This is a genomic window from uncultured Ellagibacter sp., assembly GCF_934636505.1.
Lineage (GTDB): Bacteria > Actinomycetota > Coriobacteriia > Coriobacteriales > Eggerthellaceae > Ellagibacter.
The window spans coordinates 1-16,243 of sequence record NZ_CAKUAL010000047.1; the positions used below are offsets into that span (position 1 = coordinate 1).

The 16,243-nt window shown below is 59.1% G+C and carries 12 protein-coding genes; 6 read left to right on the top strand and 6 right to left on the bottom strand.

Going from position 1 to position 16,243, the window contains the following annotated elements:
• Positions 1–202 precede the first annotated feature (202 nt).
• The 3 genes from Q0G18_RS06505 to Q0G18_RS06515 form a co-directional block, all read right to left on the bottom strand.
• A complete protein-coding gene (locus tag Q0G18_RS06505) occupies positions 203–1,135 on the bottom strand; it encodes an RNA ligase family protein (RefSeq protein WP_297150995.1) in 933 nt (310 codons plus the stop codon).
• A gap of 628 nt (positions 1,136–1,763) precedes the next feature.
• Positions 1,764–2,747, bottom strand: coding sequence for a RelA/SpoT domain-containing protein (locus Q0G18_RS06510; protein WP_297150998.1), 984 nt, complete (start codon positions 2,745–2,747; stop codon positions 1,764–1,766).
• Positions 2,748–2,751: 4 nt separating this feature from the next.
• On the bottom strand, positions 2,752–3,213 hold the full coding sequence (locus Q0G18_RS06515; RefSeq protein WP_297151000.1) for a type II toxin-antitoxin system antitoxin SocA domain-containing protein: 462 nt from the start codon (positions 3,211–3,213) through the stop codon (positions 2,752–2,754).
• A 293-nt stretch (positions 3,214–3,506) separates the two neighbouring features.
• Here Q0G18_RS06515 and Q0G18_RS06520 point away from each other — a divergent pair, with 293 nt between their 5' ends.
• The 5 genes from Q0G18_RS06520 to Q0G18_RS06540 all read left to right on the top strand — a co-directional run bounded on the left by Q0G18_RS06520 (position 3,507) and on the right by Q0G18_RS06540 (position 11,303).
• The gene (locus Q0G18_RS06520; RefSeq protein ID WP_297151004.1) at positions 3,507–6,479 is read left to right on the top strand and encodes a DEAD/DEAH box helicase family protein; all 2,973 of its coding nucleotides are present in this window, start codon (positions 3,507–3,509) and stop codon (positions 6,477–6,479) included.
• 201 nt (positions 6,480–6,680) lie between these two features.
• Positions 6,681–8,189, top strand: coding sequence for a DUF512 domain-containing protein (locus Q0G18_RS06525; protein ID WP_297151006.1), 1,509 nt, complete (start codon positions 6,681–6,683; stop codon positions 8,187–8,189).
• A gap of 6 nt (positions 8,190–8,195) precedes the next feature.
• Entirely contained in the window at positions 8,196–9,518 is a 1,323-nt protein-coding gene (gene der, locus Q0G18_RS06530; protein WP_297151010.1) for a ribosome biogenesis GTPase Der, read from the top strand.
• Positions 9,519–9,527: 9 nt separating this feature from the next.
• Positions 9,528–10,298, top strand: coding sequence for a glycerol-3-phosphate 1-O-acyltransferase PlsY (gene plsY, locus Q0G18_RS06535; RefSeq protein WP_297151014.1), 771 nt, complete (start codon positions 9,528–9,530; stop codon positions 10,296–10,298).
• A 3-nt stretch (positions 10,299–10,301) separates the two neighbouring features.
• A complete protein-coding gene (locus Q0G18_RS06540; RefSeq protein WP_297151016.1) occupies positions 10,302–11,303 on the top strand; it encodes an NAD(P)H-dependent glycerol-3-phosphate dehydrogenase in 1,002 nt (333 codons plus the stop codon).
• 279 nt (positions 11,304–11,582) lie between these two features.
• Here Q0G18_RS06540 and Q0G18_RS06545 read toward each other — a convergent pair whose 3' ends face one another.
• Positions 11,583–12,116: a GNAT family N-acetyltransferase gene (locus Q0G18_RS06545; protein ID WP_297151018.1), complete on the bottom strand. Its 534-nt coding sequence runs from the start codon at positions 12,114–12,116 to the stop codon at positions 11,583–11,585.
• A 450-nt stretch (positions 12,117–12,566) separates the two neighbouring features.
• Here Q0G18_RS06545 and Q0G18_RS06550 point away from each other — a divergent pair, with 450 nt between their 5' ends.
• Positions 12,567–13,304 (top strand): flavin reductase, encoded by a 738-nt coding sequence (locus Q0G18_RS06550; RefSeq protein ID WP_297151020.1) that lies wholly within the window; start codon positions 12,567–12,569, stop codon positions 13,302–13,304.
• Between the two features lie 93 nt (positions 13,305–13,397).
• Here the strand turns inward: Q0G18_RS06550 and Q0G18_RS06555 are convergent, their stop codons facing one another.
• Positions 13,398–15,440, bottom strand: a complete 2,043-nt coding sequence (locus Q0G18_RS06555) for a VanZ family protein (RefSeq protein ID WP_297151021.1) — start codon at positions 15,438–15,440, stop codon at positions 13,398–13,400.
• A gap of 214 nt (positions 15,441–15,654) precedes the next feature.
• Positions 15,655–16,134, bottom strand: coding sequence for a methylated-DNA--[protein]-cysteine S-methyltransferase (locus tag Q0G18_RS06560; RefSeq protein WP_297151023.1), 480 nt, complete (start codon positions 16,132–16,134; stop codon positions 15,655–15,657).
• Positions 16,135–16,243 lie beyond the last annotated feature (109 nt).

The following is a 16,243-nucleotide window of genomic DNA, read 5'->3' on the forward strand; positions in this document are numbered from 1 at the left end:
GGTGTTAGCTCAGTTGGTTAGAGCGCCGGCCTGTCACGTCGGAGGTCGCGAGTTCAAGTCTCGTACATCCCGCCATTCGAATTTCAAAGCCCGCGAAAGCGGGCTTTTTTATCTTTCAAACTTGTTGAAAGAACATCAAGGTGGAAAAGCGGCAAAGAACGACCGAGATGCCGCATGCGTGAACCTCTATTGCAAACGTGCGCTATTGCCCGCTTGCCTTTACGTGCTCCTTGGCTCGCGCGTTGCAAAGCCCCGCGAGTTTGCCGAAGTCCACTGTCGGGTTCTTCATGCGCTTGACCCAGTTGGGGCACTCGATGAGGAGGTCCTTCCAGCACATCGATGTGAGCATGCCCATCATTTTGCGGCTCTCGGGGTCGAAAGACTCCGCGTTGACCATGGTGCACACCTTGGCAACTGTCTTTTCAAGCTCGGCGTCGGTCATGTACCCATTGACGATTTCGAGCTCGACGTCGACGCTTTTGCTGGCGGGCTTGCGCTGCTTTATGAACTCGTCGAGCACCACCTTGCCGTAAGCTGCGTGGCCAAAGCGGTTCTTCCATCCCGGGACCTTGCAAACCACGCCTTCTCCGACCGCATCCGTCCCTTCGAGCAGGAAATTGTTGGCCTTCGCCATGGCGACGACGTCGTCGAGCGTGGGGTGGTCGAGCACCGCAAGCAGCTTAATAAAGTAAGGTTCCAAACCGCTTGCCGAGAGCTCTTCGCGCCATTCGGGTTCGCCGAGGAAGCGCTCTTCCGCGGTTTCGTAAACGTCGAAAATGAGGAGCTTGCCGAGCGCCGCCTTGTCGTAACCCTTGAAGGCTCCGATGAATCGGTCGCGCCCCATCCACTCGCCGTATACGATGCGCGTCGGGTGCTCCTCGCAATAAGCGCGAAGAAGCGTTGCCTCGTCGGCGTCGCTTTCCATCCAAACGTGGAAATACGCGTTGTCCTCAGCGTCGGAGAGCTCGAAATTGCGCGACCCGGCCATGACCCTGCCAGCCTTCTCGCTCCAATAGACGCAGCCGTTCGAGCCGTCGACCTTCGCCGTTACATAGACTGCGTCGTTGTCGAGCAGGCCTTCGCACTCCTCCGACTCGAGACGTTCCACGTGCAGGTACTTCTTGTATTCGCTCATCGCTACCATCCTTCGTCTTGCTTGTTCTTCTCAGCGGGATGCGGACATTGTCCTCCACGTCGTAGCTTTCGAGAGTCCTTTGTATAGGACAGGGGTATTGTTCGAGTAGCATGGCTGCGTGACTGGCGATTTCTTGGGGCGGTGCAATTTTGGGAGGCGTGTGTTGCTGCGGCTTGAGAGAGTCTCTTGGCTTGCGTGCTGGGGCTCCTAGTCGGGAGACGGCAAGCGCGCCGCCGCGGCGAAGCTCTATGCGTGTCCGACGGGGATAGAGGGTACGCCGATACCATCGAAGTAGCTCATGTGAGGTTCGTGCGGACGCAGTCTGTTGCGACTGGACCGCGGGGACCGTAGGGCGAAAGTGACGCGACGGGGCTACGAGCGCAGTAAGGGCAGGTGGGGACGGCGGTGCTGATGCCACGATTGCCGGTGCTATCGCTACGGTCGACCCAGGGACTAGAACTCCCTCGGTGAGTGGTAACTATAGAACTGGTGGGTCTGATTCGTGGGTCTTGATATTTGTTTGCATTGGAGGTCGGATTTCGGGTTCAAGTTCGGTTTCCATATCTCTTCTTCGAATTCCAGAGCTCGTGAAAGGCTAGCGTTTCCTTGCCACTGTTTGTCCAGTCGACTAACCGATGCAGGCTTGAAGCCAATTGACAAATTCTGAAATATCAGAGTAGTAATTTGGGTATGCTCGACGCAAGTCTTCGAGTGAGTTAGCTCGAGCAAGCAGATATACGAGCCCCTCGCCTTTGCCACTTTCGAGTTCGGTATACTTATTTGCGGCCTTGTCCTCTTCTTCGCTCGTGAAGACTTCCAAATTAATCTGTTGTACACCGACGTCTACGGTGATAAGACAACTATCCGACCTGTTAATATCGGAATCGGCATCGTAAACGACGTACATTGAGTCTGTAGCTTCGTGGAGGGTGGCGAGTACATGAAGCTTATCGTCCAACGCCTTTAGTTCATCCCGAGCAGTTTTTTCGTCTTCAACATCGTGGCTCATTAGGGCTGAAGCAAGTTGGAAGTATCGTTTCTGACTTTGCGAACCGTCCCCGAATTTCAAATTAGCATTGGTTATCATATCGTATGCTTCTACGGCAGTAGCCCAGTCGTGCTGAAGCCGAGAGCGAACTTGCACCTCGACATCAAGCTTCTCGTAACCATAGGACTCCGCATCGTGCCGGCAAATGAGGTGTATGCCGCGGTACCCGGATTCTTTGGGCTCTTGCATATAGTCTTTTACGTCGCGGCATTGCCCCGTTGCTTGGATCGCTCGCGCTATTCGCCGAGCGTCGTCATCCGTTTTAACAATGAGCCTGCAACCAGCGATATCTCTAAGCGTTGTGAGAATGAAGCTATAGCCCGGCCTGCTGAGTTTATTGATTATTGTGTCGATGCGCTTTAGTCTGCTGACAAGAATCGTTGACGCATCCTGATTGCAAACCTCTTCGAGCATAGATAATGTTTTGCGCAGCGGTTCCATATGAGCAGCCCGCCAGTACCCTACAATTTGAAGCGCCTCTAGTTTTTCTGCTCCGGAAAGAGAGCCAGCGGCGAGATTGTCGCCGGCCCTCCTAATCTTCTTTTTGCTGTACTTGCTGTTCACAGAACTAGTGCGCTATGGGATTGAGGCATGTAGGGGAGGAATAGTAGTTGCGAATTGCGTCAACGGTAATCTCGGTTTCGCATCTCTCGCCCGGTTTATAGCCTTTTCGTGCGTCTGTCCAAGGGGCTTCCCTGTGAGTCATTTCGCGTAGTTGTTCGCCCGAATAAGAGCCAAAGAGCTCGACAACTGTATCGACGGTTTTGCGCTGAGACTCAGAAAGCGCGGATGATGATCCGAATGATCCCAGACCGCCTTGGCCGACCATGTATTTTCCTGAATGTACATGGAACAAGTCGGGCGATACCGGACCGTTAGCCCATGCTTCGATGCGATTGCTGAACAGGGGCGTGCCATCCATGACGAGACTTCGCGCCTGCGCGTAATAGACGAGTTTCTGGAGTTTCATGGTCGTAACGCTACCGACTTGCTCCAGGATATATGCGGCAACATCGATTGCGCTTGTCATATCTGCTCCTATCTCTTCGTTGGCGACAATCATACGCCATGAAACTGACTCTTTGCAATGAACATGCGTTCGATGGTAGACAAATTGGCATAGGGGAACATCTGATGCCAATTTGTGTTTATTAGGGACTTGCCTGGGGCAAACAGCGGAGGATATTCTATTGCCTGTCGGAATGAAGGTGCTGCTAGTAGTTGATAAACCATCGTGATTGCCGGACAGTACGGTTTGGCGGTCCTATTGCTTGGTAGAATGTTCGGTGCGAATTACGGCAGTCATAGTAAGGGCGAAGATGCATGGCTGATAGAACGCCGAAATATGCGCTGATCAACGGTCGGGAGTGTGCCCTCGTCGAACTCATTCCTCATTATTCCTCAGGCGAAACGGTGTGTATTTTCGAAGACGAATTCGGAAATCGCCGATATGCTTCGGAACCTGAATGGAATGCGGCTGCAGAAGAATTTTCGCGTTATGCAGCGAAGAAGCGCTTAGTCACAACGGAAAGTCCTGGAAGGGACAAGGTTGCGCTTTTCAAATCGCTGTTCAAAGGACGTGAGGATGTGTACGCCCACGGTTTCGCCAAGAAAGGCGGAGGCATAGGGTACTCGCCCACATGCGCCAACGAGCGAACAAAGGACTGCCCTCGCTGGACGAGGGCGAATCGGGGAATAAAGTGTGTGGATTGCGCAGCGAGAAGGTTCATCCCAGTCAACGATCGGGCGATTGTCGAGCATTTTAAGGGCAAGCGGGATGATTTTCGCGATGTGATGGGCATGTACGTGCTGCTGGCTGACTACACGACGTGGGTGCTGGTTGCCGACTTCGATAAAGAAGGTTGGCAGCGCGAGACAGCGTTGTATCGAGATGCGTGCAGAGGTTTCGGCCTGCATCCTGCCGTGGAGCGATCCCGCTCCGGGAACGGCGCGCACGTCTGGCTTTTCTTCGAGGAGCCTGTCGATGCCGAGCTTGCGCGCAATCTCGGATGTGCGCTTATCACCTACGCGATGTCGAAGGCATCGGGAATGAGCTTTGGGGCGTACGATAGGCTCTTCCCGACGCAGTCCACCATTCCCGAGGGTGGTTTTGGCAACTTGATTGCGTTGCCATTTCAGGGGCAGGCGCAGAGGCAATCTAACTCGGTTTTTGTTGACGACGATTTCATAGCATTTCCCGATCAGTGGCGGTTCTTGTCCACCATCTCCAAGGTTTCCACCCGTCTTGCTCGAGAAATTGCAAGCTCGGCTATTGACGGACCGTTGGGGCAGCTTGCTTTTGCAAAGCACCCGGTTCATGAGCGGGTGGATTCGGAAGGTCTTTTGTCGGCGGCTTTCCCTAACCAGATTGAAGGTGTCGCTTCAGAAGACTTTCCGAAGTCGATTAGCGTGGTAAAAGCAAACATGCTTTATGTGGACAAACAGGGTGTTTCCCAGAAAGCGCAGAATCAGATTAGGCGCTTAGCTGCATTCGGCAACCCTGAGTTTTACCGCGCGCAGGCGATGCACCAGTCGGTTTACGGCAAGAACAGAATTGTGTGGTGCGGCGAGGAAGACGAGCAAAGCATCATGCTCCCTCGAGGTTGCGAGCAGAAGCTCGTGCGGCTTGCCGGTGAGCATGGTTGTGTCTGCTCTTTCGATGATCGTCGAAACAAAGGTGAGCGGCTCAAGGTCGAGTTCAAAGGCGAACTCCGCGAGAGGCAGCAAAAGGCAGCGGAGGCTCTGCTCCACTACGAGAGCGGTGTGCTTTCTGCTCCGACAGGTTTTGGGAAAACGATAGTTGGCGCGTATCTCATTGGGAAGCTGAAAGTAAGCACACTTATTATCGTCCCAAAGACCAGCCTCGTTGAGCAATGGAAAACAAGGCTCGCGCAGTTTTTAAGCATTGAGGATGATCGTCCTCCGCTGCTCACGAAATCTGGCAAGTTGAGCAAGCGCAGACGTCCTGTCATCGGCCAACTTGGAGGCGGCAAGAACGCGCCGAGTGGAATCATCGACATCGCCACGTTCCAATCTCTTTCAAACAAGGACGATTTGGGCATCCCGCGCGCTAAGCCGGTAGTTGCTGACTACGATCTCGTCATTTGCGACGAGTGCCATTATGGTGCGGCACCAAACCTTGAGCTTGTCATGAAGAGCGTGAATGCCAGATGGGTCTATGGGCTTTCCGCTACACCGAAGCGTTCGGATGGGCTCGAGGGCATCATCTACATGCAGTGCGGGCCGATACGACATAAGGTCGATCCCAAAGAGCAGGCGGCTGAACAGGGATTTAGAAGAGTCCTTCGGCCGCGTTTCACTCGAATCAGATTGGCGGGTTTGGAACAAGGGACGTCTTTTAACCAAGTGGTCGACCGACTCTGTGATCATGGTGCTCGGAATGCCCTTATCGTTGAAGACGCTTTAAATGCTGTGAACTCAGGACGAGCGCCTCTTGTGATTACGAAGCTCAAGAGGCATGCTGCCGATCTCGCGAAGCTTCTGCAGGATGCAGGCGTTGAGACTGTTTTGCTTACCGGTGAGGGCAGCGTCCGAGAGAAGCGGGAAAGAATCGATCGGGCTCGAAGCACGACGGGTGTACGCCATGTAATCGTTGCAACTGGCAGCTATATCGGCGAGGGCTTCGATCTCCCCCAGCTTGATACGCTGCTTCTCGCTTCGCCTTATTCTTGGGAGGGCGTCATCACTCAGTATTCGGGGCGCCTTCACCGAGAAAATGAGGGCAAGGATAACGTTATCGTCTTCGATTATGTTGATACGAGCGTACCGATGCTCGAGCGCATGTACAAGAAGCGCCTGAAAACATACGCGAAGCTTGGCTACGAGATTGGCGAGGTGTCTGAAGGGGAGGGGCCGGGCGCGCGCATAATTGCGGTCGATACGTGGCGTGCTGAGCTTTTGTCGGATTTCTCGAACGCATGCAGCTCCGCTATCGTCTCGGCGTCGTATGCCAACTCGAAGCTGGTCGAATCGCTGTTACCCGACATTGCCGGGGCGGTCGCTCGGGGAGTTTCGGTTCGGGTTATTCTGAAGGAACCGAAGGGTGAAAAATCGCGAGTGCTGCAGTCTGGCATTGCGGAGGCGCTCTCGAACGCGGGCTGCAAGGTTGAGGTTTGCGACTCTCCGCTGAGCGGAATAGCGGTGTTTGACGATAAGACTGCCTGGTATGGGACGTTGCCCTTGCTCGCGTTCGCTAAAGGCGATGACTGTAGTTTGAGAGTGGATGGTGCTGAAGTTGCCTCCGATCTGAAAAAGGCGCTTGAGGCGTCGCTGTAGTGTGGGGCGGCGCTGATTTGCGGTCGTCTTGCTAGGCGCGAGCGCATTCGCATGCCCGCTTTCCGCTTGCGTGCTTTGGATGGGGTTGTTCCCTCGCCGCCGATTCTCGTTTAGCATAGTACAGTTACCAAAGGAGCAGGCAGCTTCGGGGAAGGCGTCGAAGTCGCGCTCCTTGCGGCTGCACGGGAAAGGAATGCGCGGGTGGCGGTATACCCCTCGAAAGACATCGATCGCGAAGCTGCGGGCAATGCGCGCGCGGCAGGTTCGCGTGCGCGCAAAAAGCTCCCGCCCCGCGCCGAAATCGCGTACGTTGCCCCCGAAAGCCCTGCCGACGACGCAGGATTCGAACCCTGCTGCTTCATCACCACGGTCGACGGCGAGCCCGTGCGCGACCTGATCGATTGGCGCTGGCTTTCCGCCGAAGACGAGATCAAGGTGGGGTACATTGACCTCGACGGCGAGGTGGGGGAGGTCGAACTTTTCCGCGACGAGGGCGAGGACTGGGGATTCGAGTTTGAAGGCGTGGTGTTCGACGGGGTGAAGCAGTGCCGTAACGCCTGCATCTTCTGCTTCATGCGCCAGCTCCCCAACGACATGCGGGCGTCCCTCACGCTGCGCGACGACGACTTCCGCCTGAGCTTCCTCGCGGGCACGTTCGTCACCTTCACGAACCTTTCCGCCGAAGACGAGGCGCGCATCGTCGAGCAGCGCATCAGCCCCCTGCGCGTGTCGCTGCACGCCTCGAACCCCGAGGTCCGCCGCCGCATCATCGGAAAGCACGCCGCCCATGGCATCGAGGTGCTCGACCGCCTGCTTGCCGCCGGCATCGAGTTCCACGCGCAGATCGTCCTCATGCCCGACGAGAACGACGGGGAAGTGCTGCGCGAGACGCTCGAGTGGGCCTATGCGCGGCCGGGGATCCTCGATGTCTGCATCGTCCCGCTCGGGTTCACCAAACACCAGACGTGCTTTACGAAAAGCTTTGACGATCCCGACGCCGCCTATCGCGCGATGGAAGTCATAAAGCCTGTTCAGGAACGCGCGCTGGCCGAACGTGGGACCCTTTGGGCCCATGCCGCCGACGAGTTCTACTGCAACGCCTACGGCGACGCGCTGCTCGAGCACCTTCCCCCCGCCAGCTGCTACGGCGAGTTCGAGATGTTCGAGGATGGCGTGGGAATCGTGCGCTCGTTCGCCGACGACTGGCGGCGCGCCGTGGAATCGGGCGCGGACGTCGCCTGCGCGCAGGAGCTTCACGAGTCGAACGTGGCAGTGCGCCTGGTGTTCGGCTACGCCACGCGCGGTTTCGCGGCACGCCTTCTGAGGGAAAGCGCCGTGGCGGGGCTCGTTCGCCCGCTGTTCGTGAAGAACGACTTCTTCGGCGGAAACGTCGACGTGACGGGGCTTCTTTGCGGCTGCGACATCGTGCGCGCGATTCGGGATGACGCCTTGCGGGAGGGGCCGCTCGACGAGCCGGCCTCGCTTAAAGATGCCGACTCGCCCGCTTCGAGCGACTCGCCGCTCGCCCTCTTCTGCATTCCGCGCGTCGTCTTCAACGATGACGGGGTGACGCTCGACGACATGACGCTTTCGGATATCGAAAAAGCCGCAGGTGCGCATGTGGCCGTGGTATCCTGTAACGGTTCGGAATTTTTACCGGAAATCGCCCGCCTGGCCGCTGATTTGCGCGCCAAGAGCTTTGAAGGATAGATCAATATGGCATTACCAATCGTTGCGGTCGTAGGCCGCCCGAACGTGGGCAAATCCACGTTTGTCAATCGAATCGCCGAGGCCGACGAGGCCATCGTGCACGAGATGCGCGGTGTCACGCGCGACCGTTCGTACCACAAGGCCGACTGGAACGGCATCGAGTTCAAGCTGATCGACACCGGTGGCATCGAGATGGGCACGGAAGACCAGTTCCAGGGTTCTATCCGCTCGCAGGCGTTCGAGGCGACCAACGAGGCCGACGTGATCGTCTTCATCGTGGACGGCAAGACCGGCATCAACGCCGACGACGAGGAGGTCGCGCGCATCCTGCGCAAAACTTCCAAGCCGGTGTTGCTCGCCGTGAACAAGCTCGACACGCCCAACAAGCTCGACGAGTTGTGGGAGTTCTACCAGCTGGGCCTTGGCGACCCGTTTCCCATCTCCGCCACGCACGGTCACGGCACGGGCGATTTGCTCGACGAAGTAGTCGATCACCTGCGCAAAGTCGATTGCAGTTTCGAGGATGAAGAAGACGACGAGGACATCATCAACGTTGCCATCATCGGTCGCCCGAACGCGGGCAAGTCCTCGCTCACCAACCGCCTCACCAACAATGACCGTTCCATCGTCTCGGACGTGGCGGGCACCACGCGCGACGCCATCGACACGGTGGTCGTCCACGACGGCAAGAAGTATCGTATCGTCGACACGGCGGGCCTGCGCCGCAAAAGCCAGATCGACGAGGACGTGGAGTACTACGGCTTCGTTCGCGCGATGCGCGCCATCGACCGCGCCGACGTCGCGCTGCTTGTGATCGACGGCTCGATTGGCCTGACCGACCAGGACCAGCGCGTGGCGGGCTTTGCGGCCGAGCGCGGATGCGCCATGATCATCGTGCTGAACAAGTGGGATCTTGTGGAAGGCCCCGAAGCGAAAGCCGAGGTCCGCGAGCGCATCGAGGACCGCATGACCTTCGTCGGCTATGCGCCCGTTGTCGCTATCTGCGCACTCACAGGCAAGAAGGTCGACCGCATCTGGGACGCTGTCGACAAGGCCTACGCCGGTTTCAGCCAGACGATTTCCACCAACAAGCTCAATTCGTGGCTGTCCTCCATCCGCGAGACCGGCCACACGGTGTCGCAGGGCAAGGCCGTGCTGCGCATGAAGTATGTCACGCAGACGGGCACCTGCCCGCCGCATTTCACGGTGTTCGTGAACCGCCCGGATCTGGTGACCGACAACTACGAGCGCTTCCTGGAGAACCGTCTGCGCAAGACGTTCGATTTGGAGGGCACGCCTATCCGGCTCAAGTTCAAGAAGAAGGATTAGCCACCGCCTATGTCCTATCCCGAATCACCCTGGTCATACACGGATTTCTCGTTCCTTGCGGCCATCGCTTTGGGCATGGGCGCCATCATCTGCGTCGTCAGTCTTGCAAAGGAGTTTGTTTTGGTCGCGCTTGCGCTGCTTGTCGTTGTTTGCTTCCTGCTCGGGTCGATTCCCTGGGGAGTCATCATCTCGAAGTCGGTGTTCCATACCGACATTCGCGAGCACGGCAGTGGCAACATCGGGACCACCAACGCCATGCGCACCATGGGCAAGAAGGGTGGCGCCGCGGTGTTCGTGCTCGATTTCGGCAAAGGCCTGCTTTCGGGCTTTGCTGCCCTTTTCGTGTTGGCGACGTTCATCCCGGGTGCCGGCGTGGCGGCCGACTCGCCGGTGAGCGCCTCTACGGTAGTGGCGCTCACCTTCCTCTGTTGCACGCTCGGGCACATCTTCAGCCCGTGGCTCAAGTTCAAGGGCGGTAAGGGGATTGCGGTCGCGGTTGGCTGCCTGTTCGTGACCTTCGGCGTGATGGGCGCGCTTTTGGAGATCGCCGTCTTTGCCGTGGTGGTCGCCATCTCGCGATTCGTGTCGGCGGGCTCGCTCGCGGCGGCGATCGTGTGCCCGATTTTTGCGGCATACTACTTCCTCTTCCAGGCATTCGACCCGATTGCATGGGCGTTGTGCCTGGTCACTGCACTCGTTGTCATTTGGGCGCATCGCGGCAACATCCATCGCCTCGCAACGGGGACCGAGCGCCGCATCGGAGACAAGGCAAAGGAGTAGCGCATGAAGGTTTCGGTCATCGGTGCGGGCTCTTGGGGCACCGCGCTTTCGCAGGTGCTTGCGAACAACGGCCATAACGTGGGGCTTTGGGCGCGCAAACCCGAAGTGGTGAAGGCGATCAACTCCGAGCACAAGAACCCTCGCTACCTAAGCGATGTCGAGCTGAACCCCGACGTCGTTGCCACGCTTTCGTATCGCGATACGCTGCTGCGCGCACGTGCAGCCGTTATCGTGACGCCCTCGACGCTCGTTCGCGGGGCGGCGCGCGCCTTGGCCGATGTGGTCGATTCCGACTTCCCCGTCATCGTGTGCTCGAAGGGCATCGAGGAGGGCAGCGGGCTTCTTCCCATCGACATCCTCGACGCCGAGATGGGCAACCGTAGCCGATTTGCCGTGCTTTCGGGTCCCAATCACGCCGAGGAAGTGGTGCGCGGCGTTCCCGCTGCCACGGTTATTGCGAGCGAATCGCCTGATACGGCAGCGTTTTTCCAGGAGCTGTTCGCGTGCGAGTCGTTCCGCGCCTATACGAGTGAGGACGCGTGCGGGGTGGAGCTGTGCGCCGCTTTCAAGAATGTGGTCGCGATTGCCGTGGGCATGTCCTACGGGCTTGGGTTCGGCGACAACACTGCGGCGCTCCTCGTGTCGCGCGGCCTGGCCGAGATGAGCCGGCTCGTAGTGGCCTGCGGTGGCAACGCGATTACCTGCATGGGGCTTGCGGGCACGGGGGACATGGTCGCCACGTGTATGTCCCGCCATTCGCGCAACCGCACGTTCGGCGAGATGCTTGCAGCTGGCAAGACGCTCGAGGATTTCACGGCTGAGACGCACATGGTCGCCGAGGGCGCCAACGCGTGCCGCAACGTGAAGGTGCTCGCCGACCGCTACGGCGTTGATCTGCCTATCGCCGACGCAGTTCGATCTGTGGTGTGGGAGGGCGCTGACCCGAAATCGCTCGCTCGCGATTTGACGAGCCGTTCGTTGAAGCCTGAATTCTACGGAATCTAACTTTATTTCCCGTTTATTTGCAGTCGAAGCTGCCGCGGTGAAGCCCCAATGCGTGACGGGTCATCGTTCGGTTGCCTCGTTTGGCGACGGGCGGCAAGCTTGGTGGCTGGGCTCGCCGTCGGGCGGCAGGCGGCGAGCCCAGCAGGACCTTACCTGTTATCGAGCGTCGGGCGTTGCGCATCTCGGCTTCGCTTGGCGTCGCGTGACAGGTCATGGGCTCGGCGGCTTTGCTTGCTATGCTCATCACGCAGACAGGCGACGGTAGCTATGCGGGCGCGTTTACACGAGCTTCTCGAATGCGATCCGCGGCTCGCCCGCATCGTTTCCTTCCGCTAGGGTGATGACGCCGCAGGAGATGAATCCCGCTTTCTGGAGAGTGCGTTGCATGGGCTTGTTGTCGGCATGAGTGTCGATGCGGACCGAGGCAGACCCCATCTGGGCGGCTTTGTTGCACGCAAAGTCGAGCATCATGCCGGCGATGCCTTGGCCCTTCGCCTCTGGGGCCACGCCCACGCGATGCACGGCAGCGTAATTTGCTTTGGGTGTGAGCCATGAGCCGTCAATCTTGCCGTATGAGGGCTCCGGGTCGCGCGTCTCGGCGTTGGTGACGAGGGCGAACATTCCCGTAACCGTTCCCTCGTCGGTTTCTGCCACGTACGCGAAGCCGTCGTCGACATCCGCCTCCCAGCATGCGCGGTTGGGGTAGCCGTCTTGCCACTGATCGATGCCCATGTTCCGCATGGCGACTTTTGCGGCCTCGCAGATCTCGTCCATGCGATCGACATCGGAATGGGTTGCCGGTCGAATAATCATGCGTCCCCTCTCTCGCATATGATGCTCCGATGATGATACCAGCCAGTGCGGCTTGTGGGACGAGCCGTTAAGCGGGCGTTTCGCTTGCCTTGTCAAGCGGAGGGGGGAGACCTGCCAGAAATCGGGTGGTTTTCATCATCTGGAAGGAGTGGGGTGGGCGATGGGGAGAGCATCTCGGGCGCTTGCACTAATTTGACCTGGCCTTTTAATTTTGCGTTACGGGAAGACATCGTGAGGTGGGCTGGATTGGGCAGCGAATCGTCTGTCAGATGATGAAAACTGCCGATTTTCTGGCAGTTACCCCCTCGTTTTTTGCACGCGCATTGCTGGCAAGGGGCTCTCGTGGAGAAAGGGGCTGCAAGTTGGTCTCTCTTAACGCCGTCCTTGTATTCTTTAGTGAGAATTAGTATCATTAAGGAATCGATATTTCCAAAAGAGAGGGAGGAACCAGTGATCGATAAGTCCGCTTTCCACAGCTTAAGCTACGGAATGTACATCATTGGAACCCGTTTCGAGGGCAGCGATTTCGGCTGCGTCGCGAACACTTTCGCCCAGGTCACGTCCTCGCCGTTGCAGGTGAGCGTCGCCTTGAACAAGGAAAACGCCACGACGGCGGCCCTGAGAGCTGCGGGTCGCTTCACGGCGTCGTGCCTGTCGGAGGACGCCTCGATGGAGCTTATCGGCACGTTTGGCTTCCGTTCGTCGACCGAGCTCGATAAGTTCGCGCAACATGCAAGCGCTCGCGACGCTGCGGGCATGCCGTACGTTGTCGAGGCGTGCTGCGCGTGGTTCTCCGCGAAGGTCGCAGGCGAGCTCGACTTGGGCACGCACGTGCTCTTCATCGGTGAGGTGGAGGAGAGCCAGAAGGTCGAAGGCGCGGCAGTACCCATGACCTACTCGTTCTATCACCAGGTCAAAGGTGGGAAAACGCCGCCCAAGGCTTCGAGCTATCTGGGTGACGAACAGCCGGTGTTCGCTTCGGTGTCTACGGGGGAAGGCGGTGAAGGTGAGAGTGCTGCGGCCCCGAAGGAGAATGCTGCGACCCCGAAGGAGGGGGATGCGGCCCCGAAGGTGGGCTGGCGCTGCACGATTTGCGGCCACATCGAGTACGTCGATGAGCTTCCTGATGATTTCGAATGCCCCATTTGCGGTGTAGGCAAAGAGATGTTCGAGCGCGTGGAGCTGTAGACGGCCGCTGCACACAACCCCTACTCGAGCTTCTGCTTTCGAGTTTCCTGCCATCCGTCACATACGATACCCGTAGACGGCAGCCGCGCCGCCCTACCTAAGTTTTTCCCGATAGGGAGCCGTGTCCACGAGCTCCGCGAGTTTCACCTGTCCGCAGAAGCGTTCGGCGCCGCTCGCGATGAGGCCCGGCTTCATCGCGAGCATGGTGACGGTGACGTCGGCGCAGAAACAAGGGTCGGCCCAGGTCGCCGCTTGCGCGGAATAGCCGCTTGGCACATCGACCGCTACGGCGAAGGGGGCGTCCTTCCTGCGATCGCACAGGGTGGTGCCGCTTGCTCGCTTGCTCGGTTTTCCCGTGCGGGCGCGATGGGCTCCGCGTCCCTTTCCGCGGGGCCCTTTGAACCTCCGCAGGTTGGCAAGGGAAATCCACGTTGCGTACGGCTCGTGCAGGCTGTTTCCCGTAAAGCCGGTTCCCAGAATCGCGTCGACGACGACCTCTGCCTCATCGAGCGCTCGCGCAGCATCGTCGGCTTCCGGCGCAACCGCGACGGTCAGGGGAAGCTCGCCTTCGAGCGCGCGGTCCAAGGAAGAGATGGCCTCGGTTCTCGCAGGCTCGGCTGTCAGCTCCTCTGCCGTTTTCGGGGTGATCAGCGTAACGGGGTACCCGCTTCTTGCGAGGCTTTCCGCGCAAACCCAGCCGTCGCCTCCGTTGTTGCCCGAGCCCGCCAGCACGCATACGCGCACAGGGCCTCCCGCCCAGGTGCGCACCTCGTCTGCGACCGCTTCGCCCGCACAGCGCATGAGGCTTGCGAGCGGTGTGCCGCCTTCAGCGATAAGTTGCTCAAGCTTTCGCACGTCATCGACGGAAAGTGCGCTCAGCCTCGCGCGCTCGGCCGCAAGGCCGCTCTCCGTCATGATGCGAGTGCGGCTCAGCATGCCGTTCAGCATCACGAACGGAGCGCGGCCCGACGCTGCCCGCACGCCGCGAATGATCAGCGAGACGACCCAGGCCACGGTGAACACGGCGAGCACCGCAATGCAGGCCTCGGTGTTCTGCGAGGCGAAGGTTGCCAACGTGCCCGCCTCGGATCCGATCGAGCCGTCTCCCACTTCGGTAAGCAGGGTGAACAGCCCCCAAGGAATCCAGATGAAGACGAACAGCAGACCGTATCGCGCCAGGTAGTGGTACCACGATGCGCGCCGCGCCCCCGTGCGCACGATGCGCAGGTGCAAGAGCGCCTGGGCGGGAGTGCGGCCCTTCGTCACCACGGGCACGATGAAGAACACGATGACGAGGGCGATAAGTATGCACAGGCGCGCCGGCAAGAGCGCATCGCTTATCTGCGCGGTGGTCGCCTCGAGGGCCTGCGCTGCCGTTGCCTTTGCGCTAATCGGGGTTGCAACCAGGCCTGATTGATACACCAGGTAGGTGAATCCCACTGCAAGCGCGGCCGCCAGCACGCAATCGAGCGTGAATGAGAGGGCGCGCCTCGTGACGCTGGCGGAAAGCCCCGCCTCGGCCGCTCGCAGGTTCGCCGTGCGCAAGTCGGGAAGCGCGCGCATCGCGGGGCCCGCCAGCCAGAATCCCACCATGGCGCCTAAGGTGTTTTGGATGAGGTCGTCCACATCGAAAAGGCGATACGGGTGCTCGTAGATGCCCCACAATCCTGTGAGCTGGGTCGTCTCGAACGAGAGCGTCACCAAAAAACCGATGATGAGCGCCTGCCACCATCTGCGCCTGAAATAGTAGCGAAGGTAGGCTCCTAATGGCAAAAGCAACAGCACATTGAAGAATGCCTCGTAGATGTACGGGTCGCGCAAAACCCGCAGCCATGTTGCGGGGTCGCTTGGCGAGAAGGTGGTTTCGGCGAGAAACTCATGGACGAAGTTGAAGGGAGCAAGCTGCGGTGTCGCCGCGTAGGCGACATACGCCGTGCGGTCTGCGGGAAGCGGCAGAAGCACGAGGAAGTACGCGCACATGAGGTAGAACACGAACGAGTAGACGATCGCGGTATGGAGCTTCGGCACCGACCCTCGGCGACGGTATTGGTAGATCATATAGGGGACGGTGATAAGGAAGGCGACTGCCGGAAACAGGATGCATGCGGTGAGGATGTCGCTCAAATATACGTTCAAAGTGTTCTTGCCTCTTCTTAATTATTGTCCGGCCCCGGGGAAGTCTTCACCTGGCTTTGCGGGGTCGCGTACGAGTTCGGTCTCCTCGGCCTTGCGCGTGGTTCGGTTTATTGCGGTCGCAAGCGGCGCGGCTTATCGGGGTTATACTCGCTGGCTTTGCGAAACCGTGCGCGGGCCGAACGATGCGTTGCTCGTCAGCTCGAGCGTCGCTACGTTAAGCTCCCGCGCGCTCTTGCTCCATATGCAAAAGCCCCTCGCGGATGCGCCCGCGCGCGTCGGCGGCGAGGGGACGTCCGTTGGCGCGCACAACCCGATGGTCGGGGACGATCACGGCAAGCGGATTTTCCCTCACCGCGGCCCCCACAGCGCGGTATGATTTCGGTTTCCCCAGCTCGCGCGCGATATCTCCGCTGGTGACCGAGGTGGCGAAGGGTACGCGGGAAAGCGCTTCCCACACGCTTTTCTGAAACTCGCTCCCCTCGGGATCGAGCGGAACGTCGAAGGCGGTGCGCTTCCCAGCGAAGTATTCTAAAAGCTCGGTGGCACAGCGGTTCGAAAGCTCGGTCGGGCGCCGGGTGCCTGAAAGCTGCACCTCGCCGAACGCGACCGCGCGCACGCCCCGCTCGCTCACGCAGACGGTGATCGGGCCGTGGGGGGTGGGGTAGGAATAGTGCGAGAGCATGCTGTGCGTCATGGGGCCTTCTTCCTGTCGGTGCATCCATTATAGGCGGGCGAGGCGCCTTCGCACGTTGCTGCGTGGGGATTTCACATGTCATTGCTCGATGTGCCCGCCGCGTGCGCCC